The sequence below is a fragment of the Burkholderia sp. CCA53 genome (genome assembly GCF_001685525.1).
GTDB classification, from domain to species: Bacteria; Pseudomonadota; Gammaproteobacteria; order Burkholderiales; family Burkholderiaceae; genus Burkholderia; species Burkholderia multivorans.
In genome coordinates, this window is sequence record NZ_BDDJ01000001.1 from 69,100 (window position 1) to 89,692 (window position 20,593).

Consider the following 20,593-nt stretch of genomic DNA (forward strand, 5'->3'; position numbering starts at 1 on the left):
GCGTGTGTCGATCGGATCGGCCCGCTACCGCATGGCCGCTATCCATGAAGCGAATGCGTCGGAACGACGACACGCGAGGGAGCGTAATGGAAAGGGAACTGAAGCTGCTGGTCGACCGTGAGCACGTCGACCGCATCCGCGAATCGCCGCTGTTCGCGGACAGCAAGCACACCGATTTGACGGTGACGCCGCTGATCAGCACGTACTACGACACATCGGAATTCGCGTTTCGTCGGTGCAATGCATCGCTGCGCGTGCGAACGCAGGGCGACAAAACCGTCCAGACCATCAAGATCGACGGCGCGACATCGGCGGGCCTATACGAACGCGACGAATTCGAAATGCCGGTAGAAGGCGCTGCGCCGGATCTGAGCTTGTTCAACGACTCGATCCGCGCCGACAGCGACCTCGGCAAGCTGATTCGCGACGAACGCACCGCGACGGACCTCGGGCCGCGCTTCGTCACGAAGATTCGCCGCACGCTGCTACCGTTGCGCGCGCAACCGGGCGAGGAAATCGAGTTTGCGATCGACGAAGGCACGATCGAAACCGAAACGGATTCGGCATCCGTCGTCGCCGTCGAAATGGAACTGAAGCAAGGCCGCGCCGAGCGTCTTTATCAAATTGCGCTCGAACTGCTCGCAACGGTGCCGCTGCGCTTCGACCCGATGAGCAAGGCCGATCGCGGCTATGAAATGCTGCTGCAACACCATCAGCCGCCGGTGAAGGCGAAGCCCGTGACGCTTCGCAAGCGGGACAGCATCGAAGACGCCTTCCGCACGATCGCGCACAACTGCCTCGAGCAGGTTCACGCGAACGAGCGCGGTGTCGTGTCCGGTCACGACCCGTCGAGCGTGCACCAGATGCGCGTCGGCTTGCGGCGCCTGCGTTCGGCGCTCGATCTGTTCGACAAGATCATCCCCGCCTATCCGGGGCTTCAGGACGAACTTCGCTGGATCGCGTCGGAGCTCGGCGAGGCGCGCGACTGGGAGGTCCTCGCACGCTCGACGCTCGGCCAGGCACTCGCGCAGACCGAGAAAGAGCAGGAACGCCGGGCGGTGGAGCGCGCGTGCAAGCGCGTGGCGACGGAAAAGCGCGCCCGTGCAGCCGCGGCCGTGCAGTCCGTCCGCTACACGCGACTGATCCTGGAACTGACTTTGTGGCTCGACGGCGCACGCTGGCATGACGACATGTCGAGGCAGGCGTCCGAGGCCGTGCAGAAACCCGTGAAGCGGCTGGCATCCGACATCCTGCGCCGCCGACACAAAAAATTGCTGAAGCGCGGCCGAGGGCTGGCCGATCTCGACGATCGTCGCCGCCATCGTGCGCGTATCGCGGCGAAAAAACTTCGGTATGCGACCGAATTCTTTGCGTCGCTGTTTCCGAAGTCGGCGGTGAAGCACTATGTGGCGACGTTGAGCGAGCTCCAGGACGATCTGGGCTGGCGCAACGATGCCGTCGTCGCCCCTCGTCTGCTCGATTCGCTGCCGCATGACGCCGCCGACACCGTAGCGGGGGCCGCTTTCGTACGCGGGTTCTGGGCTTCGCGCGCGGCCGCCGACTACGTCCAGATGAAAAAATTGTGGAAACGCTTCAGACGGCTGTCTCCGCCTCAATAGCGCGCAAGCGGCGGCCGTGTCGTAGGCGCCGAGCCGCTGCGACGACGGGGGCTCGCGCGACATGCCATGCCGCGCGAACACACAGGGCTATGCGCAGCGTGGACGGTCGGTGTCCGTCGACGTTGAATTCGACGGACCACCGCCGCGCCTGCCCGTGCTTTAACGGTGATGCGCACGTGCCGCGCGTGTCTGGGCGGCCTTCTTTGCGGCTGCCGAGCGGCCTGCCGCCCCTTTGGTCTGCGCGGCCTTCTTCGCGGCGGCGGAACGGCTCGCGGCCGGACGACGCGCGGCAGCACTCTTCGCCTGCTTCGACATTGCGGCTGACGACGCGCCCTCCTTGCTCTCGCGCTTCAACACGGCGGTCGTCGTGCGTGAGCGTTTCGCTTTCGATTCGGTGCTGGCGCTGGTTTTTTTCTTGCCGTGACCGGCGGCGGTGTCCCGTGCCGCCTTCTTGCGCGTCGCTTCACTCGTCTTGCCCTTCGCGGGCGGCTTCAGATCGACGCCCGCGCGCCGTGCTTCCGACAAGCCGATGGCCACGGCCTGCTTCGCCGAACGCACCCCGTGCTTGCCGCTGCGTACGCGGTCGATCTCCTCCTTGACGAACTCGCCGGCTTGCGTGCTCGGCGACTTGCCGGCGCGTTTGTCGGCGCGTGCTCGCTGGATCGCTCTCTGTTCGGGCATGGTCACTCTCCTTGACAAAGGTGTGGCCGTTCCTGCGAGCAACCGACGTGCCCGCCGCTTATGCCCATCGGTCGAATCGATAGCAGAATTTATCGGTTCTCGTCCGTGCTCGGCGTTGGTACGTTAGCCGGCTCGCTTCAATGCAACGAACCCGACAAGGAGCACGCTTCATGACGTCGATGAACCGCCGCGCATTCGCGCGCGCGATGCTGGCCGCCGGCCTGACTGCCGCGGGTGTCCGCGCCCGCGCCGACGATGCGCCCACCGCGCTGCGCATCGGATACCAGAAATCGTCGACGCTGATCACGCTGCTCAAGACGCGCGGCACGCTCGAACAGGCGCTCGCGCCGCTCGGCATGCGCGTGTCGTGGCATGAATTCGCGAGCGGGCTGCCGCTGACTGAGGCGCTCAACGTCGGCGCCGTCGATTTCAGCGCGGACGTGGCCGACACGGTGCCGGTCTTCGCACAGGCCGCGCACGCGCGCTTCGTGTATGTCGCGCAGGAAGCGCCGTCGCCGAAGGCACAGGCGATCGTCGTCAAGCGGGACGGCGCGCTGCGCACGCTCGCCGACCTCAAGGGCCAGCGCATCGCCGTGACGAAGGCGGCCGGCAGCCACTATCTGCTGCTCGCCGCGCTCGCGCGCGCGAAGCTCGCGCCCGCCGATGCTGCGATCCACTACCTCACGCCTGCGGACGGCCGGGCCGCATTCGAGCGCGGCAGCGTCGATGCGTGGATCACATGGGATCCCTATGTCGCGTCGGTGGACCGGAATGCCGACGTGCGGATTCTCGCCGACGGCGACGGGCTCGCGTCTTACCAGCGCTACTACCTGGCGTCGAGCAGTTTTGCCGCGGCCCGCCCTGATGTCGTGCAGATCCTGTTCGACCGGCTGTCGCAGGCCGGCACATGGTTGCGTGCGCATCAGCCGGAAGCGGCGAATACGCTCGCGCCGATCTGGGGGCTCGACGCCGCGACGATCGAGCGCGCCAACGCACGACGCAGCTACCTGGTGCGCGAGGTGCTGCGGCCGAACTTCGGCGAGCAGCAGAAGATCGCCGACACCTTTCGCGCTGCCGGACTGCTGCCGGCGCGCGTCGATACCGGGCAGGCGCTGCGCTGGAATTTCGCCGCGAAGCGGGCGGAGCCGATCGGTGCGTGAGCGTCGGCGCGGAGGGGCGCGACAATTTCGTGCGCTTTGATGAAATTATGTTGACAGACGTTTCAGACACGCTAGAATAGCGGTCTTTCGCGATGCAGCACCCAGCGAAACGTGCCCAGGTGGCGGAATTGGTAGACGCACTAGGTTCAGGTCCTAGCGGTGGCAACACCGTGGAGGTTCGAGTCCTCTCCTGGGCACCACTGTTTTAAAAAGGTCGGCTTTATGCCGGCCTTTTTCATTTCCAGTCCAGGAAGCAAAGCGCCTGCTCGCTTTGCGCGAGGACTCGAAGGCTGCGCTTGCAAGCGCAGCCGGGGTCGCGCTCACGCGCCCTGCCCGTTCCAGCGCTTCGCCGCAATCGCGACGCGCTCGCCCAGCACTTCAGCCGTTTTCCGGTCGCTCTCGATGATCGCGTCGCCGCCCTGATCGGCATTCGCCTGCGCCATCGCGCCGAGGAACGAACCAAGCCGATTCAGATCGTTGACCGATCCCTGGCTGTTGTTGTTGCCGGGCATCAGGCCGAGACTCACCCACAGCATCTGATGCTGGGCCGCGAAGATGGCGAGCTGCTGCAGCGTCGCCAGCTTGTCGCCGCTTTGCGAAGCGGAGACCGTGAAGCCGGCCGCGAGCTTGTCGCGCCACTTGCCCCAGTACTTCGACGACGCGTCCATGAATCCCTTGAACTGCGCGGACGCGCTGCCCATGTAGGTCGGCGAACCGAAGATGATCGCGTTCGCATCGTGTTCCAGATACGCCCAGTGATCGTCGATCGCCTCGACGGGGATCAGCTTCACCGACGCGCCGTCGACCTTCTCGACACCACGCGCGACGGCTTCCGCAATGACGGCCGCATGACCGTAGCCACTATGAAACACCACGGCAATTTCCGACATGAATGACTCCTTGTTCAAATTCAAAGGGAACGAGCGATGAAATGTTACCAGTTAAGTAACACATTTGCTCGCAAACGAATCGAGTCGCCGAACCCGGCCCGCGTCGCACGTCGTTGCGTCGATGATGAACGCGTACACCGCGTCGACCGTATCGGCGGAGCTCGGCACGTGTCCGCAATGACGAGTGCCGTGTCGAAACGATAGTGCGCGGGCAAACGTGCATAAATACGCATCGAGAAAATTCACCCGTTCGCGGTATGCGGCAATCGCTGCACGCCGCACGAGCGCAGCAACGAGGCCTGCTCGGCGGCGCGTGTTTTTCGATCGATCCGCAAAAAGCTGTTGACAGTCCTCGAGGACACGCTACAATAGCGGTCTTTCGCATCGCAGCAAGCGAAACGTGCCCAGGTGGCGGAATTGGTAGACGCACTAGGTTCAGGTCCTAGCGGTGGCAACACCGTGGAGGTTCGAGTCCTCTCCTGGGCACCACTTTTTTAAAAGGTCGGCTTTATGCCGGCCTTTTTCATTTTCAGCCCAGGAAGCAAAGCGCCTGCGCGCTTTGCGTGAGGACTCGAAGGGCTGCGCTTGCAAGCGCAGCCGGGGTCGCGCTCGTGTGACCGAGTCCTCTCCTGGGCACCATCTGTTTTAAAAGGTCGGCTTTATGCCGACCTTTTTTCATTGCGGTGACCCGTCCTGAAATAGGTTGACACTTTTTCGCCGAGACGAAGAGGTGGCAAGTGGAACAAGGGATCAAGCGGACGCAGCGGGACTACAGCTTGGCTTTTAAGCTATCGGTGGTGGCCCAAGTCGAAAAAGGCGAGCTGACGTATAAAGAGGCGCAGCGGCGCTACGGCATCCAAGGACGCTCGACCGTGCTGGTATGGTTACGTAAGCACGGCTTGCAGGATTGGGCCGATCCATCCGGCCGTGCGCGATCGGGTTCTACTATGTCAAAGCAAGACGCCAAGCCGCTCACGCCGGAGCAGCGCATCAAGGAATTGGAAACGCAGCTGCGAGAGGCACAGGAGAAAGCTGCGTTGTTCGAGGCCGTGCTCGACGTGATGCGCAAGGACTACGGGATCACCGTAAAAAAGCCTTCGGGCAGGTCGTCGCGCAAAAGCGGATCAAAAAGCTGAGCGTCGAACGAGCCTGCCGCTACATGGGCATCAGCCGGCAAGCGTATTACAAGCGATGTCGCAGCGAGGAACGCCGCAGCACGCAAGCCGAAGTCGTGACGACGCTGGTGCGCGATATACGGCTGCGCCAACCGAGACTCGGGGCACGAAAGCTGCACCATCTGCTCGGGCCTGTCTTGGGTGAGCGCGGCATCAAGCTCGGGCGAGATCGATTGTTCGATGTGCTGCGCGCCGCGCGCCTGTTGGTCGTGCCACACCGGGCGTACCACAAGACGACGCAGAGCCATCATCGCTTCCGGCGACATCCGAATCTGCTTAAACCCGGGCCGGATCAGGTCGTGCCGACTGGGCCCGAACAAGTGTGGGTGGCCGACATCACCTATCTGCCCACGGCTGGCCCGTTCGTGTACCTGAGCCTGATTACCGATGCGTTCTCGCGCAAGATCGTCGGTCATCACGTTCACGACAGCCTACAGACCGAACAGGTCAGTCAGGCGCTGAAGAAGGCGTTGCGCACGCGCCAGACCAGCCAGCCCTTGATCCATCATTCCGATCGTGGGATCCAGTACTGCTCGACCTACTATCAGGACATCCATCGGCGTCACGGCTTGCGCTGTTCGATGACGGACGGCTACGACTGCTATCAAAATGCGCTGGCCGAGCGGGTCAACGGCATCCTCAAGGGTGAGTTCTTGCTGCAGCGTCCTGCTGACCTCGAGCAGGCCACCAAGATGGTCGAACAGTCCGTGCGCACCTACAACCACGAGCGGCCACATGCTGCCCTGAAATACAAAACGCCCGATGCGGTGCATCGGGCGTTCTAGCGTACGGATACTGTCAACCTATTCTAGGACTTGACACGGCGCAGAAAACGACAACAGATGCGATGCGTCCCTCCTTCCGGCGACGTCCTTCAACGCCCAAACACCGCCCGACGTCCCGACCTCCCCTCCCAACAACCGGGATTTCCCTAGGCTGACACACGCGCTTGCTCGCGCTTAAATAAATCAACGTGATTTATTTAATTCGCCCCGCAGCGGCGAAACATGGAAGGAGACGCCATGAGAAGTCCGCACATCGGCCAAGGCAGCAATTCGGCCAACGTGCGCCGTTACAACGAGCGCCTGCTGCTGAAAACGCTGCGCCGCGCCGGCAGCGCGTCGAAGGCCGACCTCGCCCGCCTCGCAAACATGACGGGCACGGCGGTCGGCAGCATCATCGCGTCGCTCGCGGACGCCAAGCTGATCGAGTTCGCGGGCCGCCGCACCGAAGGTCAACGCGGGCAGCCGGCGTCGCTGATCCGTCTCGATCCGCGCGGCGCGTTCGGCATCGGCGTCCATCTCGACCGCATGCGGATCGAAACCGCGCTCGTCAATTTCACCGGCGACGTGCTCGGCCGCCGCTCGCACGACATGCTGCTGCCGCCGCCCGCCGACGTGCTCGAGATCGTCCGTCACGACATCGCGGCGATGCAGGCGCTGCTCCCCGATCACGAACGTACGCGGCTCGCCGGCATCGGCGTCGCGCAGCCGTACAACCTCGGCGCCTGGATGCGCGAACTCGGCCTCGCGCCCGATACGTTCCGCGCCTGGGAAGACGTCGATTTCGCGAGCGACCTCGGGCGCATGTCGTCGCTGCCCGTGTTCGGCGAAAACGACGGCAACGCGGCCGCAATCGCCGAGCTGTTCTACGGCTACGGCCGCCAGTGCGACGATTTCGTCTATCTGTTCATCGGCCCCGCGATCGGCGGCGGCATCGCGATCGACGGCGACTGCCTGCGCGGCGTGACGGGCAATGCGGGCGACATCGCGGTCATCCCGGTGCCGCCGAGCCGGCTCGCGTCCGCGCCGCCGCCGCGCGGCCCGTGGGACATCCTGCTCGCGCGCGCGTCGCTGCATGCACTCGTGCGTCATCTGCGCCATCACGGCGAACGCGTCGACAACCGCGCCGATCTCGAAGCGTGCATCGCGCGCGGGCTGCCCGCCGTCGCCGAATGGATCGACGACTGCGTCGATGCGCTCGCACCGGCGTTGCGCGCGGTGCTGTGCGTTGTCGATGCGCCGGTCGTCGTGCTCGACGCGGATACCGACGCCGGCCTGCTCGATGCGCTGACCACGCGGCTGCGCGCGGCGCTCGTCGCGACCGCGCCCGAAGCGCGCGGCACGCCGACGCTCGTGCGCGGCACGTTCGGCGCGGACGCCGGCGCGATCGGCGCCGCGACGCTGCCGATGTACTTCAACTTCTCCCCGCGGGCCGGCATCCTGAAAGGCGCCCGCACGGAATCGCAGGAGGTCAACCATGTCGCGATCTGAGTCGCCCCGGCCGCTGCTCGAAATGCGCCGGATCAGCAAGACGTTCCCGGCCGTGCGCGCGCTCGACAACGTCAGCCTCACCGTCTATCCGGGCGAAATCCATTCGCTGATGGGCGAGAACGGTGCGGGCAAGTCGACGCTGATGAAAATCCTGTCCGGCGCATACCGCGCCGACGCCGGCGGCGAAATCCTGATCGACGGTCGGCGCATCGAGATCGACGGGCCGCTCGCCGCGCGCGATGCGGGCGTCGCGGTGATCTACCAGGAGCTGTGCCTCGCGCCGAACCTGACGGTCGCCGAAAACATCTACGTCGGCCGCGAACTGCGGCACGGCAACCGGCGCTGGGGCACGATCGACCGCGCGGCGATGGCGCTGGGCTGTCGCGACGTGCTGTTGCGTCTCGGCGCATCGTTCGGCCCGGACACGCTCGTCGGCACGCTGTCGATCGCCGAGCAGCAGCTCGTCGAGATCGCACGCGCCGTGCACACGCGCGCACGCATTCTCGTGATGGACGAGCCGACCACGCCGCTGTCGTCGCGCGAAACCGAGCATCTGTTCCGCCTGATCCGGCAGCTGCGCGAAGAAGGCCTCGCGATCATCTACATCAGCCATCGGATGGCGGAAATCTACGAACTGTCCGACCGCGTGTCGGTGCTGCGCGACGGCACGTACGTCGGCACGCTCGGACGCGATGAGTTGTCGGCCGAGCGCCTCGTCGCGATGATGGTCGGCCGCGACATCTCGGGCTTCTACAAGAAGGAGCACGCGCCGTACGATCCCGGCCATCTGCTGCTGTCGGTCCGCGACGTGTCGGACGGCGGCCGCGTGCGCGGCTGCAGCTTCGATCTGCATGCGGGCGAGGTGCTCGGCATCGCGGGCCTCGTCGGCGCGGGCCGTACCGAACTCGCGCGCCTGATCTTCGGCGCGGAGCCGCGCACGCGCGGCGACGTGAAGCTCGGCGACCGCACGTTCGGTGCGCACTCGCCGCGCGATGCGATCGACGCGGGCCTCATCTACCTGACCGAGGATCGCAAGCGCCAGGGCCTCTTTCTCGACATGAGCGTGCGCGACAACATCAACATCTCGGTGTGCAGCCGCGATGCACGGCTCGGTGCACTCGACCTCGCACGCGGCGCCGAACGTGCGCGCGACGCAATCGCGTCGCTGTCGATCCGCGTGCCGCACGCGAACGTGAACGTCGGCGCGCTGTCGGGCGGCAACCAGCAGAAGGTGCTGCTGTCGCGCCTGCTCGAAACGAAGCCGCGCGTGCTGATCCTCGACGAGCCGACGCGCGGCGTCGACATCGGCGCCAAGTCGGAGATCTACCGGATCATCAACGAGCTGGCGCGTGCCGGCGTCGGCGTGATCGTGATCTCGAGCGAGCTGCCCGAAATCATCGGCGTCGCCGATCGCGTGCTCGTGATGCGCGAAGGCGAAATCGCGGGCGAGCTCGGCGGCTATACGGGCACGCCGATCACGCAGGAAGCGATCATCGCGCTCGCGACCGGCTCGCAGGCCGAACTCGCGGACGCGCACTGACCCCGGCCACTTCATTTCATTCTTACATTCAGGTTACCGAAATGATCAATCCGACCAAGCAGCGGAACCTCGCTTCCGCCACCGCCCATCCGGCGGCCGATCGTGCGCCGCAGGCGCGCGTCGCCGATCATCGCGCGCGCATGCAGTCGCTGATGCGCACCGCCGGCATGCTGCCGGTCCTTCTGGTCCTCTGCATCGGCTTCGGTTTTCTGACCGACGGCTTCTTCACGCTGCAGAACCTGTCGATCGTCACGCAGCAGGCCTCGATCAACATCGTGCTCGCGGCCGGGATGACGTTCGTGATCCTGACGGGCGGCATCGACCTGTCGGTGGGCTCCGTACTCGCCGCGGCAGCCGTCGCGTCGCTGCTCGCGTCGACGATTCCGGGCTGGGGCTGGCTCGGCGTCCCCGCCGCGCTCGCGGTCGGCCTCGTGTTCGGCGCGATCAACGGCGGCCTGATCTCGCTGCTGCGCCTGCCGCCGTTCATCGTGACGCTCGGCGCGATGACCGCCGTGCGCGGCGTCGCGCGACTGCTCGGCAACGACACGACGGTGTTCAATCCGCAACTGCCGTTCGCGTTCATCGGCAACGGCACGATCTTCGGCGTGCCGTGGCTCGTCGTGATCGCTTGCGCGGTGATCGCAATCTCGTGGTTCATCCTGCGCCGCACGGTGCTCGGCATGCGCATCTATTCGGTCGGCGGCAATCCGGAAGCCGCTCGGCTGTCGGGCATCAACGTGCGCGCGATCCAGCTGTTCGTCTATGCGGCCTCCGGCCTGCTCGCCGGGCTCGGTGCGGTGATGTCCGCGGCGCGGCTCTATGCGGCCAACGGGCTGCAGCTCGGCCAGTCGTACGAACTCGACGCCATCGCCGCGGTGATCCTCGGCGGCACGAGCTTCGTCGGCGGCGTCGGCTCGATCGTCGGCACGCTGATCGGCGCGCTGATCATCGCGGTGCTGACCAACGGGCTCGTGCTGCTCGGCGTGTCCGACATCTGGCAGTACATCATCAAGGGCCTCGTGATCATCGGCGCCGTCGCACTCGATCGCTATCGCCAGCGCGACTCGGCGCGCACCTGACGCGCGGCTCGCCGCTTTCCTCTGCGCGCGCAGGCAGGTCAACCTGCGCGCATTCGCCAACAGACCTCACGGAGACACAACGACATGTTCAAGCACAAAGCCGCCCTGACCGCCCTCGCGTGCGCGTTCGCCTTCGGCGCATCGGCCGCGCATGCGGCCGACAAGCCGCTGAAGCTGATCGGCGTCACGGTCGGCTCGCTCGGCAACCCGTATTTCGTCACGATCGTGAAGAGCGCCGAAGCGCGCGCGAAACAGATCAATCCGAACGCGAAGGTCACCGCTGTTTCGGCGGACTACGACCTGAACAAGCAGTTCACGCAGATCGACAACTTCATCTCCGCGCACGTCGACATGATCCTGCTGAACGCGACCGATCCGAAGGCGATCGAGCCGGCGGTCAAGAAGGCGCAGGCGGCCGGCATCACGGTCGTCGCGGTCGACGTCGCCGCGGCCGGCGCGAACGCGACCGTGCAGACGAACAACGTGAAGGCCGGCGAACTCGCGTGCGACTACATCGCGAAGAAGCTCAACGGCAAGGGCAACGTGATCATCGAGAACGGCCCGCAGGTGTCGGCCGTGATCGATCGCGTGAACGGCTGCAAGACCGTGCTCGCGAAGAGCCCCGGTATCAAGCTGCTGTCGAGCGACCAGGACGGCAAAGGCTCGCGCGAGGGCGGAATGAACGCGATGCAAGGTTACTTGACGCGTTTTCCGAAACTCGACGCGGTGTTCACGATCAACGATCCGCAGGCGATCGGCAGCGATCTCGCCGCGAAGCAGCTGAATCGTTCGGGGATCGTGATCACGTCGGTCGACGGCGCGCCCGACATCGAGGTCGCGCTGAAGTCGAACACGCTCGTGCAGGCGTCCGCGAGCCAGGATCCGTGGGCGATGGCGCAGCAGGCCGTCAACGTCGGCTACGGGATCATGAACGGCCAGAAGCCGGCGAATCCGATGATCCTGATCGAGCCGACGCTCGTCACGCGCGACAACGTGAAGAGCTACAAGGGCTGGAGCACGCCGCGCTGAGCGCCCTGCTCCGCGCGCCGCGCCGACGATGCACGCGCGACGCCGCCTTGCATCGTCGGTGCGCGCCACCCGTTCGTTTTCTCCGCGGCACCGCACGGCCCGGTGCCGCAGCACACAAGGTTCCGACATGACGACGACGTTTCCCCGCCTGATCGTATTCGGCGAAGCGCTGACCGATTTCATCCGCGACGATGCGCACCGCTGGCACAGCGTGGCCGGCGGTTCGTGCTGGAACGTCGCGCGCGTGGGCGCGCGGCTCGGCGTGCCGACCGCCTTTGCCGGCACGGTCAGCCGCGACCTGTTCGGCGACGAGCTGATGCGCAAGAGCGCCGAAGCGGGCCTCGATCTGCGCTTCATCAGGCAGGTCGATCGCGCGCCGCTGCTCGCGATGGTCGTATCCAAGCAGCCGCCGGACTATTTCTTCATCGGCGAGAACAGCGCCGATCTCGCGTTCGATCCGGCCGACCTGCCGGCCGGCGCGCTCGATGCCGCTCAGATCGTGCACGTCGGCTCGCTCGGCGTCGTGCGCGAACCGCTCGCGTCGCGTCTGCTCGAGGTCGTGCAGGCCGCCCGCGCGGCCGGCAAGCGCATCTCGTTCGACCCGAACTATCGCGCGCCGATGGCCGCGCCCGCGTATCGCGACACGCTGCGCCGGCTGGCCGCGCTCGCGGACTGGATCAAGGTGTCCGACGAAGATCTGCACGGCCTCTTCCCCGAACTCGACGAAACGGCCGCGCTCGCACAGCTGCGCGCATGGGCGCCCGATGCCGCGGTGCTCGTGACGCGCGGCGCGTCGGGCATGCAGCTATTTCATCGCGAGACGATGCTGTTCCAGCCGGCGTTCGCGACGCAGGTGGCCGATACGGTGGGCTGCGGCGACGCGAGCATCGGCGGCTGGCTCGCGAGCCAGCTCACGCGCCCCGAGGCGACCGCTGCCGAGCATCTGCGCTACGCCGCGGCGTGCGCGGCGGTCGTCTGCGCGCACCCGGGCGCGTATGCACCGACGGCGGCCGAGGTCGACGCACTCGTAGGCACGGCGGCCCACACGGACACGACCGCGGCAGCCGACGCAGCGCTGTCCGGTTGAGCGCGGCGGCCGCGCCGCCGCGCGTCATCGTGGGTCCGTGCGCTCCCTACCGTCCGTACCGTGCGTCTGCCAGAGCTGCAGGCTCTCGTCGACGCTCAACTCGGACAACGCATCGTCGCGCAGCGTATCGTCGGCCGCGCGGCGCAACGCGTGCAGTGCGTGCAGCTTCAGCCGCACGATCACGAACCGCAGCCCGTGCGCCGCGCACTCGGCCGCGAACGTGCGCAGCGACTCGATCGTCGTCCCGTCGACGTCGGGTGTTTCCTCGAGGCTCAGCATCACCGTTTGCACATCCGGCGCCGTTTTCAGCAGCGCCCGCACGCGATTGAGCATCCGGTCTGCGTTCGCGAAGAACAGCTGCGCTTCCGGCCGCACGATCAGCACGCCCGGCACGGGCCGCGCATCCGCATGACTCGCGATGTCGACGAAATCGTGGCTGTCGCGCAGCCGGCCCAGCACGCTGACGTTCGGCTCCGACAGCTTGCGCAGCGTCAGCAGCAGGCTCACGCCGATCGCGGCGAGCAGCCCCTGCAGCACGCCGAGCACGAGCACCGCGAGCAGCGCGGCGATCACGACGAGCCGGTCGCGATGCCAGGCCCAATACGGCCGAAACACGGACGGATGCAGCGAATGGCTGACCGCGAAGATCACGATCGCCGCGAGCACCGGCTCCGGCGTGCGCGCGAGCTGCGGCAGCAGTAGCCATACGATCAGCGCGACGACGGCGGCCGCCCACAGGCCGGCGAAGCGCGTCTGCGCGCCGGCCGCCTCGTTGGCCGAGCTCGCGGAATAACCGGCGCCGACCGGCATGCCGTGCAGCAGGCCCGACACCAGATTCGCGCAGCCGAGCGCGACGAGGTCGCGGTTCGGCGCAATGCTGTCGCCGTGCTTCAGCGCGAAGGCACGGATCGAGCCGTACGATTCCGCATACAGGATCAGCATCAGCGCGAACCCGAGTTCGATCGTCTGCGTCCATGCGTTGCGGTCGAGATGCGGCAATCCGAATGCCACGCGGCTCAGATCGATATGGCCGACGACCGCGATCCCGTAGCGGTGCCAGTCGACTGCATAGCCCGCCACGATCGACAACACGATCACGACGAGCGTCGCGGGCACGCGCGAGCGGCGACCCAGCACGAACAGCAGCGCAAGCGCGGCCGCGCCGAGCGCGGCGCTTGCAACGTTCGCGTGCGGCACGCCGGCGACGAGATCGAGCGCGACGCGCGGCGCATCGCTGTGCGACACCGGAATCGCGAGCATTTTCGGCAACTGCTTGAGCACGATCGTCAGCGCGAGCCCGAACGTGAAGCCGCGCAGCACGGGCCGCGCGACGAAGTCCGACATACCGCCGAGCCGCGCGGCGCCGGCGAGTATGAATAGCACGCCCGTCATCGCGACGAGTGCGGCGGCCAGCGCGATTTGCGCGGCCGGCGCGACGCCCGATTCGGCGAAGACGGTGGCCGCGAGCACCGCGGCCGACGACGATGTCGACGAGACGATCGCGAAGCGGCTGCTGCCCGTGAGCGCATAGACGACGAGCCCCGACAGCAGCGCGATCAGGCCCGCCTGCGGCGGCAGATTCGCGAGTCCCGCGTATGCGACGGCCTCCGGAATCAGCAGGCCGGCGATCGATATGCCGGCCAGCGCATCGAGCGCGATGCGGCGCGCGCGCGACGGCGATGCCTGCGCCGTGGCGAAATGCTCGGCGCGCTGCGGGCCGGCGTCGGGCCGAATCGGCGCAGTGGTCATGGTCGGTCGGCGCGTGCGCCGCTCAGGGTTTGATGGCGATCACGCCCGACCAGCCGGGCAGATAGCGCGCGTCCTGATCGTGCGCATGCCGCAGCGCGATCTCGAGCGCCTTCGAAAAATTCTTGCGGATCTGGTCGAGCGACACGTGCTGACGCAGATAGTCGGCCCACAGGAATTCGCTGAACGGCGTCGCGTCCTTCGCATAGCCGCCGGCCGTCCTCAGCTCGCCCGCGAGACTGCGATACGGATCGTCCTCGAGGCCCGTGAGGGCGTTCGGCAGCTTCGAATAGTCGCGGCGCGCGCCATCCGCACCGAACGGATGCACCCACTGGTTGTGCTCCATCATGCGCCAGAAGATCGTCTCGTCGAGCCACGACAGATCCTTCAGCAGCATCGCGTTCACGCGCATCTCGCCCTCCTCGATCAGCGCGAGACCGAGATGATGATGGTCGGTGATGTAGTGCGCGCCGCCCGGGCCGAGCACCGCCGGAAACCAGTGCGAATCGATCGCGGCTTTGCGCTCGCGTTTGCCGAGCGTCTTCCAGTGCTTGCGCTTCGCTTTCACTTCGCGATAGCCGACCGTCATCTGCGTCGGCCGCAGCGCGTCGAGCCTCACCGGAATCAGATGCACGTCGTTGCCCAGTGCCATGACACTCCCCCCTCGCCGGATTTTTTCGCAACGATACGCCGGATCTCGCGTGCCGTTAATACGTCGCGCCGATCGTTCGCGTGCGTCTGACCATCTCTGACAACCGGCGCCCCGCCGTCATCGCGCTACGCACGCAGATCGTCGCGCTCGAGCCGATGACGCACATACGGAATGCCGTCCTGAACGACGCCGACGCGGCGCATGCCGAGCTTGCGCGCGACGTTCAGCGAGCCCGTGTTCGCTTGCGCGATGTCGGCGATCACGCGCGGCAAGCGCACGCATTCGAATGCATGGCGCACGACTGCGGCAGCCGCTTCGCTGGCGATCCCGCGCCCCCACGCGCGACGCACGAGGCGCCAGCCGATCTCGACGTCCTGTCCACCGTCCGCATAGTCGGGAATCAGCAGCACCCAGCCGACGAACGTATCGGGCGCGCACTTCTCGAAGATCGACCAGTAGCCGAGGCCCGGCGGATAGTCGCGCGTGATGCGGTGTGTGACGAAGCGGCGATGCTCCGCGGGATCGTGCCACGGCCCCGCGATGTGCCGTGTGACCTCGGGATCGCGATCCATCTCGATGCACGCATCGAGATCGGCCAGCACGCGCGGACGCAGCCAGAGCCGCGCCGTTTCGAAGGTCGGCAACGTAGGTGAAGGCGAATCGGTCATCGGGTCTCCTGATTCGACGAACGCGCAGGCGAGAATTACAAACGTGATACAGCGAGCCGACTCGAATCATACAGATAGCTGTCGCAGCGGCTTCAACGGCGCACGTCGTTTTCCGAAACATGTCATTTCGTAGGGATTATTCCCGATTCGCGGCTATCGCGCCCTACATTGCGGCGCGCGTCGGCCTACACTCGATCAGTGCCCCGAACCGCGCGCGAATCGGGCCGCACGTCCTTGCGTCCCGCGCGCGCACGCCAACGAGGAGACCTCGCACATGAGCTGGACCCGCGAACAACGCAACGTGACGATTGCCGCCTATCTCGGCTGGACGCTCGATGCGTTCGATTTTTTCCTGATGGTTTTCGTGCTGAAGGACATCGCGGCGGAATTCGCGTCGACGATCCCGGCGGTCGCGTTCGCGCTGACGCTGACGCTCGCGATGCGCCCGCTCGGCGCACTGATCTTCGGCCGCCTCGCCGATCGCTTCGGCCGCCGTCCGACACTGATGGTCAACATCGCCTGCTATTCGGTGCTCGAGCTCGCATCGGGCTTCGCGCCGAGCCTCACCGCGCTGCTCGTGCTGCGTGCGCTGTTCGGCATCGCGATGGGCGGCGAATGGGGCGTCGGCTCCGCGCTGACGATGGAGACCGTGCCCACGCACGCGCGCGGCATCGTGTCCGGCCTGCTGCAGGCCGGCTATCCGAGCGGCTATCTGCTCGCGTCGATCGTGTTCGGCCTCTTCTATCAGTACATCGGCTGGCGCGGCATGTTCATGATCGGCGTGCTGCCCGCGCTGCTCGTGCTGTACGTGCGCGCACACGTGCCGGAGTCGCCCGCGTGGAAGCAGATGGAAAAGCGCGAGCGTCCGAGCCTCGCGACCACGCTGCAGCGAAACTGGAAGCTGACGATCTACGCGATCGTGCTGATGACCGCGTTCAACTTCTTCTCGCACGGCACGCAGGATCTGTATCCGACCTTCCTGCGCGAGCAGCACCACTTCGATCCGCATACGGTGTCGTGGATCACGATCGTGCTGAACATCGGCGCGATCGTCGGCGGCCTCGCGTTCGGCGCGATCTCCGAGCGGATCGGCCGACGCCGCGCGATCTTCATCGCCGCGCTGATCGCGCTGCCGGTGCTGCCCCTTTGGGCGTTCTCGAGCGGCCCGCTCGCGCTCGCGGCCGGCGCCTTCCTGATGCAGATTTCGGTGCAAGGGGCGTGGGGTGTGATTCCGGTCCACCTCAACGAGATTTCGCCGGACGAGATTCGCGCGACGTTCCCGGGCGTCGTTTATCAGCTCGGCAATCTGCTGGCGTCCGGCAACGCGACGATGCAGGCCTCGCTCGCCGTCTCGCACGACAACAACTATGCGTTCGCGCTCGCACTCGTGGCCGGCACCGTCGCGGTCGTGATCGCGGTGCTGATCCTGTTCAGCCGCGAACGGCGCGGCATCGACATGACGCAATCCGTCAATACGCGTACCGCCGCGACCTGAGCCGACGGTTTTGCGCATTGCATCACCGCGCGCGGCCCGCAGCGCCTGGGCCGCGCGCCGCGCTTTCCGCATTCGCACATCGAACTAGAGGAATCCGACCAGAATCGCCGCTTGCCCGCCCCGCCCGCGTTTTTTTATCTTAATAAAAACGCTTGTTTGAATCAGATAAACCAATCACCTGTTCGCGGCCGGGCGACCGGCATGGGAGGCGGAACATGGCAGTGAGTCAGGAGGGACGACCGTCTGCGGCGCGGTCGTCCACGGGGCGATCGTCGGGCAACCGGCAAACCGGCGGCACCAAGGCGCGCATCCTCGATGCGGCGGAGGACCTCTTCATCGAGCATGGCTTCGAAGCGATGTCGATGCGACAGATCACGTCGCGCGCCGCGGTCAATCTCGCCGCGGTCAACTATCACTTCGGCAGCAAGGAAGCGCTGATCCACGCGATGCTGTCGCGCCGCCTCGATCAGCTGAATCAAGAGCGGCTCGCGATCCTCGATCGCTTCGATGCGCAACTCGGCGCGCACATCACCTGCGAGCACGTGCTCGGCGCGATGTTCATTCCGGCGCTAAAGGCGTCGCGCGATCCGGAGCGCGGTGGCCCTGCGTTTCTGCGCCTGATCGGCCGCGCGTATACCGATCCGTCGCCGTTCGTGCGCAACTTCCTGACCGCACACTACGCGAGCGTCGCGGGACGCTTCTTCGATGCCTTCCAGCGCGCGCTGCCGCATCTGCCGCGCACCGAGCTCGGCTGGCGGCTGCATTTCGCGATCGGCGCGCTGTCGGGTGCGCTCGCCGGCGCGGAAACCGAAAGCCTGATCGACGAATTTTCGCAAGGGCGCACGATGAACGACGTGCAGATGATCGCGCGGCTGTCGTCGCTGATCGTCGCCGCGCTGAAGGCGCCGATGCCGGACAGCGCGCAGCTCGAGATCTTCGCGGCCGTGCTCGACGACGCAGGCGCGAGCGACGCGTTCGGACTGCCGCCGCCTGCGACGACGGCCGATGCCGCCACGCTGCATTCCACGAATTGAGCTGACCGTATCGCCGGATCGACAAGCGGCCGCAACGCGACCTCTCGCGCCGGCCGGGCCTCGCAGCGCGCGGGCTCGGCCGGTGTGACGCGCGGGGCCCGTCGGTCGCGACACAGCGGGCCCGAGCGTGCGCCGACGCGCGCCTCGCGCCGACCGAGAAGACCCTGGAGACGACCATGCCCGACCCCGCAGCAACCGCCACCGCACAGGTCCCGCCGAACACCGACGGCATCTGGTACGCGTCGTACCCGCGCGGCGTACCGCACGAGATCGACATCTCGCAATACACGTCACTCGTGCAGTTCTTCGACGAATGCACGACGCGCTTCGCCGATCGCGTCGCCTACGTGAGCGCCGGCGCATCGATGACCTACCGCGCGCTCGCCCAAAAAGTGGATGCGTTCGCGTCGTACCTGCAAGCGATCGGCGTCAAGCCCGGCGACCGCGTCGCGATCATGCTGCCGAATACGTTCCAGTATCCGGTCGCGCTGTTCGGCACGCTGAAGACGGGCGCGATCGTCGTCAACGTCAATCCGCTCTACACCGTGCGCGAACTCGCGCATCAGTTGAAGGACAGCGGCGCCGAGACGATCGTCGTGTTCGAGAACTTCGCGCGCACGCTGCAGGACGCGCTGCCCGACACGCGCGTGAAGAACATCGTCGTCACCGCGCTCGGCGATCTGCTCGCCGACGGCTTCAACGCGAAGGGACGCCTGATCAATTTCGTGCTGAAGCACGTGAAGAAGCTCGTGCCGGCCTACGACCTGCCGCAGGCGATCCGGCTGCGCGCGGCGCTCGCGCTCGGTGCGCGCGAACGCGCGAAGCCCGCGGCGATCACGCGCGACGATCTCGCGTTCCTGCAGTACACGGGCGGCACGACCGGCGTCGCGAAAGGCGCGATGCTCACGCACGGCAACCTGATCGCGAATCTGCTGCAGGCGAAGGCCTGGATCGCCGATCAGCTGACCGGCGAGATCGAGACCGTGCTCACGCCGCTGCCGCTCTATCACATCTATTCGCTGACGGTGAACGCGTTCATTTTCATGGGGCTCGGCGGCCGCAACATCCTGATCGCGAATCCGCGCGACACGAAGATGATGATGAAGATTCTTCGTCACGAGACGTTCACGGGCATCACCGGAATCAACACGTTGTACAACGCGTTTCTCGACAACGACGAATTCCGTCGGCGTGACTTCTCGAAACTGAAGCTCGCGATGGCGGGCGGCATGGCGATGCAGCGCGCGGTCGCCGAGCGCTTCCAGCAGGTGACCGGGCGGCCGATCGTCGAAGGCTACGGGCTGACCGAGTGTTCGCCGATCGTCACGATGAATCCGGTCGACCTGAACGACATGAGCGCGTTCAGCGGGTCGATCGGGCTGCCCGCGCCGTCGACGATCGTGCGCTTTCGCCGCGAGGACGGCACGTGGGCCGGCATCGGCGAGCCCGGCGAACTCTGCGTGCGCGGGCCGCAGGTGATGCGCGGCTACTGGCAGCGCCCCGACGAAACCGCAAAAGTGATCGACGCGGACGGCTGGCTCGCCACCGGCGACATCGGCGTGATGGACGAACGCGGATTCGTGCGGCTGATCGACCGCAAGAAGGACATGATTCTCGTGTCGGGCTTCAACGTCTATCCGAACGAGATCGAGGAAGTGCTGGTGATGCATCCGGGAATCAGCGAGGCCGCGGCGATCGGCGTCCCGGACGAGGTGCAGGGAGAACGCATCAAGGTGTTCGTCGTGCGTCGCGATCCGACGCTCACGGTCGACGACGTGCTCGCGCACTGCCGCAAGAACCTCACCGGCTACAAGATGCCGAAATTCGTCGAGTTTCGCGACGCGCTGCCGCAGACGAACGTCGGCAAGATCCTGCGCCGCGCGCTGCGCGACGAGGAACTCGCGAAAATCGGCGCCGCCGCCGGCAAGCCGCGCTGATGCGGTGCGCGTGCCCGCCGCGCGCTGCGGCGGGCTCGGCGGTCAATCGTCATCGTCGTCGTGATGCTTGCGCCAGTGCTTGTAATAGTGCTTGCGCCACTTGCGGTAACGGTCGTCGTCGTCATCGCCGTAGTAGCCGTATCCGTAGCCCGGATACGCGACGACCGCCGGCTGCGGTGCCACATAGACCGGAGCCGGCTCGGCATAGACCGGCGCAACCGGTACGCCGATGCCGACCGACAGATCGACGTGCCCCGCCATTGCGCTGCCCGAAGCCAGCAGTGTCGCCGTGCCGATCCACGCTGCCATTTGCCTGCCATTCATGTGTCGAATCCCCATTTTGCCGGCCCGCCCGGCACGCGCCCCGAATGTAGGCGAAGCGCGCGCCGCCGGGTGCTACGGCATTGCGAGAGACGTAACGCGACGTAACGAGACGGCGGGAATCGTCCGTTTTGCGCGGGAAAGACCGGAAAATTCTGCCGAAACGCACGCGGACGCGCATATTCGTCCGCGGATATGCGCGGCAGC

General features: G+C 66.2%; 17 protein-coding genes and 2 tRNA genes. 13 read left to right on the forward strand and 6 right to left on the reverse strand.

Annotated features, from left to right (window positions below):
- The first annotated feature begins 86 nt into the window (after nucleotides 1-86).
- Nucleotides 87-1,619, forward strand: coding sequence for a CYTH and CHAD domain-containing protein (locus BCR55_RS00390; protein ID WP_053297299.1), 1,533 nt, complete (start codon nucleotides 87-89; stop codon nucleotides 1,617-1,619).
- Between the two features lie 159 nt (nucleotides 1,620-1,778).
- Here BCR55_RS00390 and BCR55_RS00395 read toward each other — a convergent pair whose 3' ends face one another.
- Nucleotides 1,779-2,300: a DUF6496 domain-containing protein gene (locus tag BCR55_RS00395; protein ID WP_059939836.1), complete on the reverse strand. Its 522-nt coding sequence runs from the start codon at nucleotides 2,298-2,300 to the stop codon at nucleotides 1,779-1,781.
- Between the two features lie 170 nt (nucleotides 2,301-2,470).
- Here BCR55_RS00395 and BCR55_RS00400 point away from each other — a divergent pair, with 170 nt between their 5' ends.
- Nucleotides 2,471-3,460 carry an aliphatic sulfonate ABC transporter substrate-binding protein gene (locus BCR55_RS00400; RefSeq protein WP_006400271.1) on the forward strand — a complete coding sequence of 330 codons (990 nt, stop codon included), beginning with the start codon at nucleotides 2,471-2,473 and terminating at the stop codon, nucleotides 3,458-3,460.
- Nucleotides 3,461-3,573: 113 nt separating this feature from the next.
- A tRNA-Leu gene (locus tag BCR55_RS00405) sits at nucleotides 3,574-3,660 on the forward strand.
- Nucleotides 3,661-3,780: 120 nt separating this feature from the next.
- Here BCR55_RS00405 and BCR55_RS00410 read toward each other — a convergent pair.
- Nucleotides 3,781-4,350, reverse strand: a complete 570-nt coding sequence (locus BCR55_RS00410; protein ID WP_053297301.1) for a flavodoxin family protein — start codon at nucleotides 4,348-4,350, stop codon at nucleotides 3,781-3,783.
- 402 nt (nucleotides 4,351-4,752) lie between these two features.
- Between BCR55_RS00410 and BCR55_RS00415 the strand changes: the two genes are divergently transcribed.
- The 7 genes from BCR55_RS00415 to BCR55_RS00450 all read left to right on the forward strand — a co-directional run bounded on the left by BCR55_RS00415 (nucleotide 4,753) and on the right by BCR55_RS00450 (nucleotide 12,533).
- Nucleotides 4,753-4,839: transfer RNA gene (locus tag BCR55_RS00415), tRNA-Leu, on the forward strand.
- A gap of 248 nt (nucleotides 4,840-5,087) precedes the next feature.
- Nucleotides 5,088-6,310, forward strand: a protein-coding gene (locus tag BCR55_RS00425; RefSeq protein WP_105775252.1) for an IS3 family transposase whose coding sequence is annotated in 2 segments (ribosomal slippage) — nucleotides 5,088-5,453 and nucleotides 5,456-6,310 — 1,221 coding nt in all. Because the reading frame shifts where the segments join, the coding sequence is not laid out codon by codon here.
- A gap of 237 nt (nucleotides 6,311-6,547) precedes the next feature.
- Nucleotides 6,548-7,798: an ROK family protein gene (locus BCR55_RS00430; protein ID WP_006400274.1), complete on the forward strand. Its 1,251-nt coding sequence runs from the start codon at nucleotides 6,548-6,550 to the stop codon at nucleotides 7,796-7,798.
- Entirely contained in the window at nucleotides 7,785-9,338 is a 1,554-nt protein-coding gene (locus BCR55_RS00435) for a sugar ABC transporter ATP-binding protein (protein ID WP_065494011.1), read from the forward strand. Before BCR55_RS00430 ends, BCR55_RS00435 begins: the two co-directional genes overlap by 14 nt.
- A 41-nt stretch (nucleotides 9,339-9,379) precedes the next feature.
- On the forward strand, nucleotides 9,380-10,417 hold the full coding sequence (locus tag BCR55_RS00440; protein WP_006404919.1) for a ribose ABC transporter permease: 1,038 nt from the start codon (nucleotides 9,380-9,382) through the stop codon (nucleotides 10,415-10,417).
- An 84-nt stretch (nucleotides 10,418-10,501) separates the two neighbouring features.
- Complete coding sequence (locus BCR55_RS00445; RefSeq protein WP_006400278.1) at nucleotides 10,502-11,446, forward strand: ABC transporter substrate-binding protein; 945 nt, start codon at nucleotides 10,502-10,504, stop codon at nucleotides 11,444-11,446.
- Between the two features lie 127 nt (nucleotides 11,447-11,573).
- Complete coding sequence (locus tag BCR55_RS00450) at nucleotides 11,574-12,533, forward strand: carbohydrate kinase (RefSeq protein ID WP_065494012.1); 960 nt, start codon at nucleotides 11,574-11,576, stop codon at nucleotides 12,531-12,533.
- Nucleotides 12,534-12,557: 24 nt separating this feature from the next.
- On the opposite strand, the gene BCR55_RS00455 is transcribed toward BCR55_RS00450, so the two are convergent.
- The 3 genes from BCR55_RS00455 to BCR55_RS00465 all read right to left on the reverse strand — a co-directional run bounded on the left by BCR55_RS00455 (nucleotide 12,558) and on the right by BCR55_RS00465 (nucleotide 15,599).
- Nucleotides 12,558-14,282: a SulP family inorganic anion transporter gene (locus BCR55_RS00455; RefSeq protein WP_006410135.1), complete on the reverse strand. Its 1,725-nt coding sequence runs from the start codon at nucleotides 14,280-14,282 to the stop codon at nucleotides 12,558-12,560.
- A 22-nt stretch (nucleotides 14,283-14,304) separates the two neighbouring features.
- The gene (locus tag BCR55_RS00460) at nucleotides 14,305-14,931 is read right to left on the reverse strand and encodes a ParB-like protein (RefSeq protein WP_006400281.1); all 627 of its coding nucleotides are present in this window, start codon (nucleotides 14,929-14,931) and stop codon (nucleotides 14,305-14,307) included.
- A 125-nt stretch (nucleotides 14,932-15,056) separates the two neighbouring features.
- Nucleotides 15,057-15,599: a GNAT family N-acetyltransferase gene (locus BCR55_RS00465; protein WP_006404922.1), complete on the reverse strand. Its 543-nt coding sequence runs from the start codon at nucleotides 15,597-15,599 to the stop codon at nucleotides 15,057-15,059.
- A gap of 274 nt (nucleotides 15,600-15,873) precedes the next feature.
- On the opposite strand from BCR55_RS00465, the gene BCR55_RS00470 reads away from it, so the two are divergent.
- From BCR55_RS00470 to BCR55_RS00480, 3 genes are all read left to right on the forward strand, one after another.
- The gene (locus BCR55_RS00470) at nucleotides 15,874-17,094 is read left to right on the forward strand and encodes an MFS transporter (RefSeq protein WP_006416546.1); all 1,221 of its coding nucleotides are present in this window, start codon (nucleotides 15,874-15,876) and stop codon (nucleotides 17,092-17,094) included.
- A gap of 215 nt (nucleotides 17,095-17,309) precedes the next feature.
- The gene (locus tag BCR55_RS00475; protein ID WP_012213446.1) at nucleotides 17,310-18,128 is read left to right on the forward strand and encodes a TetR/AcrR family transcriptional regulator; all 819 of its coding nucleotides are present in this window, start codon (nucleotides 17,310-17,312) and stop codon (nucleotides 18,126-18,128) included.
- 176 nt (nucleotides 18,129-18,304) lie between these two features.
- Nucleotides 18,305-20,065 carry an AMP-binding protein gene (locus BCR55_RS00480; protein WP_065494013.1) on the forward strand — a complete coding sequence of 587 codons (1,761 nt, stop codon included), beginning with the start codon at nucleotides 18,305-18,307 and terminating at the stop codon, nucleotides 20,063-20,065.
- Between the two features lie 42 nt (nucleotides 20,066-20,107).
- On the opposite strand, the gene BCR55_RS00485 is transcribed toward BCR55_RS00480, so the two are convergent.
- A complete protein-coding gene (locus BCR55_RS00485; protein ID WP_170933522.1) occupies nucleotides 20,108-20,389 on the reverse strand; it encodes a PXPV repeat protein in 282 nt (93 codons plus the stop codon).
- Nucleotides 20,390-20,593: the final 204 nt, after the last annotated feature.

What these genes read in the sequence shown, in the direction of transcription:
- BCR55_RS00410 (WP_053297301.1), bottom strand. Translation starts at nt 4,350, where the DNA reads ATGTCGGAAATTGCCGTGGTGTTTCATAGTGGCTACGGTCATGCGGCC.
- BCR55_RS00430 (WP_006400274.1), top strand. Translation starts at nt 6,548, where the DNA reads ATGAGAAGTCCGCACATCGGCCAAGGCAGCAATTCGGCCAACGTGCGC.
- BCR55_RS00470 (WP_006416546.1), top strand. Translation starts at nt 15,874, where the DNA reads ATGAGCTGGACCCGCGAACAACGCAACGTGACGATTGCCGCCTATCTC.
- BCR55_RS00480 (WP_065494013.1), top strand. Translation starts at nt 18,305, where the DNA reads ATGCCCGACCCCGCAGCAACCGCCACCGCACAGGTCCCGCCGAACACC.
- BCR55_RS00475 (WP_012213446.1), top strand. Translation starts at nt 17,310, where the DNA reads ATGGCAGTGAGTCAGGAGGGACGACCGTCTGCGGCGCGGTCGTCCACG.
- BCR55_RS00445 (WP_006400278.1), top strand. Translation starts at nt 10,502, where the DNA reads ATGTTCAAGCACAAAGCCGCCCTGACCGCCCTCGCGTGCGCGTTCGCC.
- BCR55_RS00485 (WP_170933522.1), bottom strand. Translation starts at nt 20,389, where the DNA reads ATGAATGGCAGGCAAATGGCAGCGTGGATCGGCACGGCGACACTGCTG.
- BCR55_RS00390 (WP_053297299.1), top strand. Translation starts at nt 87, where the DNA reads ATGGAAAGGGAACTGAAGCTGCTGGTCGACCGTGAGCACGTCGACCGC.
- BCR55_RS00400 (WP_006400271.1), top strand. Translation starts at nt 2,471, where the DNA reads ATGACGTCGATGAACCGCCGCGCATTCGCGCGCGCGATGCTGGCCGCC.
- BCR55_RS00465 (WP_006404922.1), bottom strand. Translation starts at nt 15,599, where the DNA reads ATGACCGATTCGCCTTCACCTACGTTGCCGACCTTCGAAACGGCGCGG.
- BCR55_RS00395 (WP_059939836.1), bottom strand. Translation starts at nt 2,300, where the DNA reads ATGCCCGAACAGAGAGCGATCCAGCGAGCACGCGCCGACAAACGCGCC.
- BCR55_RS00460 (WP_006400281.1), bottom strand. Translation starts at nt 14,931, where the DNA reads ATGGCACTGGGCAACGACGTGCATCTGATTCCGGTGAGGCTCGACGCG.
- BCR55_RS00435 (WP_065494011.1), top strand. Translation starts at nt 7,785, where the DNA reads ATGTCGCGATCTGAGTCGCCCCGGCCGCTGCTCGAAATGCGCCGGATC.
- BCR55_RS00450 (WP_065494012.1), top strand. Translation starts at nt 11,574, where the DNA reads ATGACGACGACGTTTCCCCGCCTGATCGTATTCGGCGAAGCGCTGACC.
- BCR55_RS00440 (WP_006404919.1), top strand. Translation starts at nt 9,380, where the DNA reads ATGATCAATCCGACCAAGCAGCGGAACCTCGCTTCCGCCACCGCCCAT.
- BCR55_RS00455 (WP_006410135.1), bottom strand. Translation starts at nt 14,282, where the DNA reads ATGACCACTGCGCCGATTCGGCCCGACGCCGGCCCGCAGCGCGCCGAG.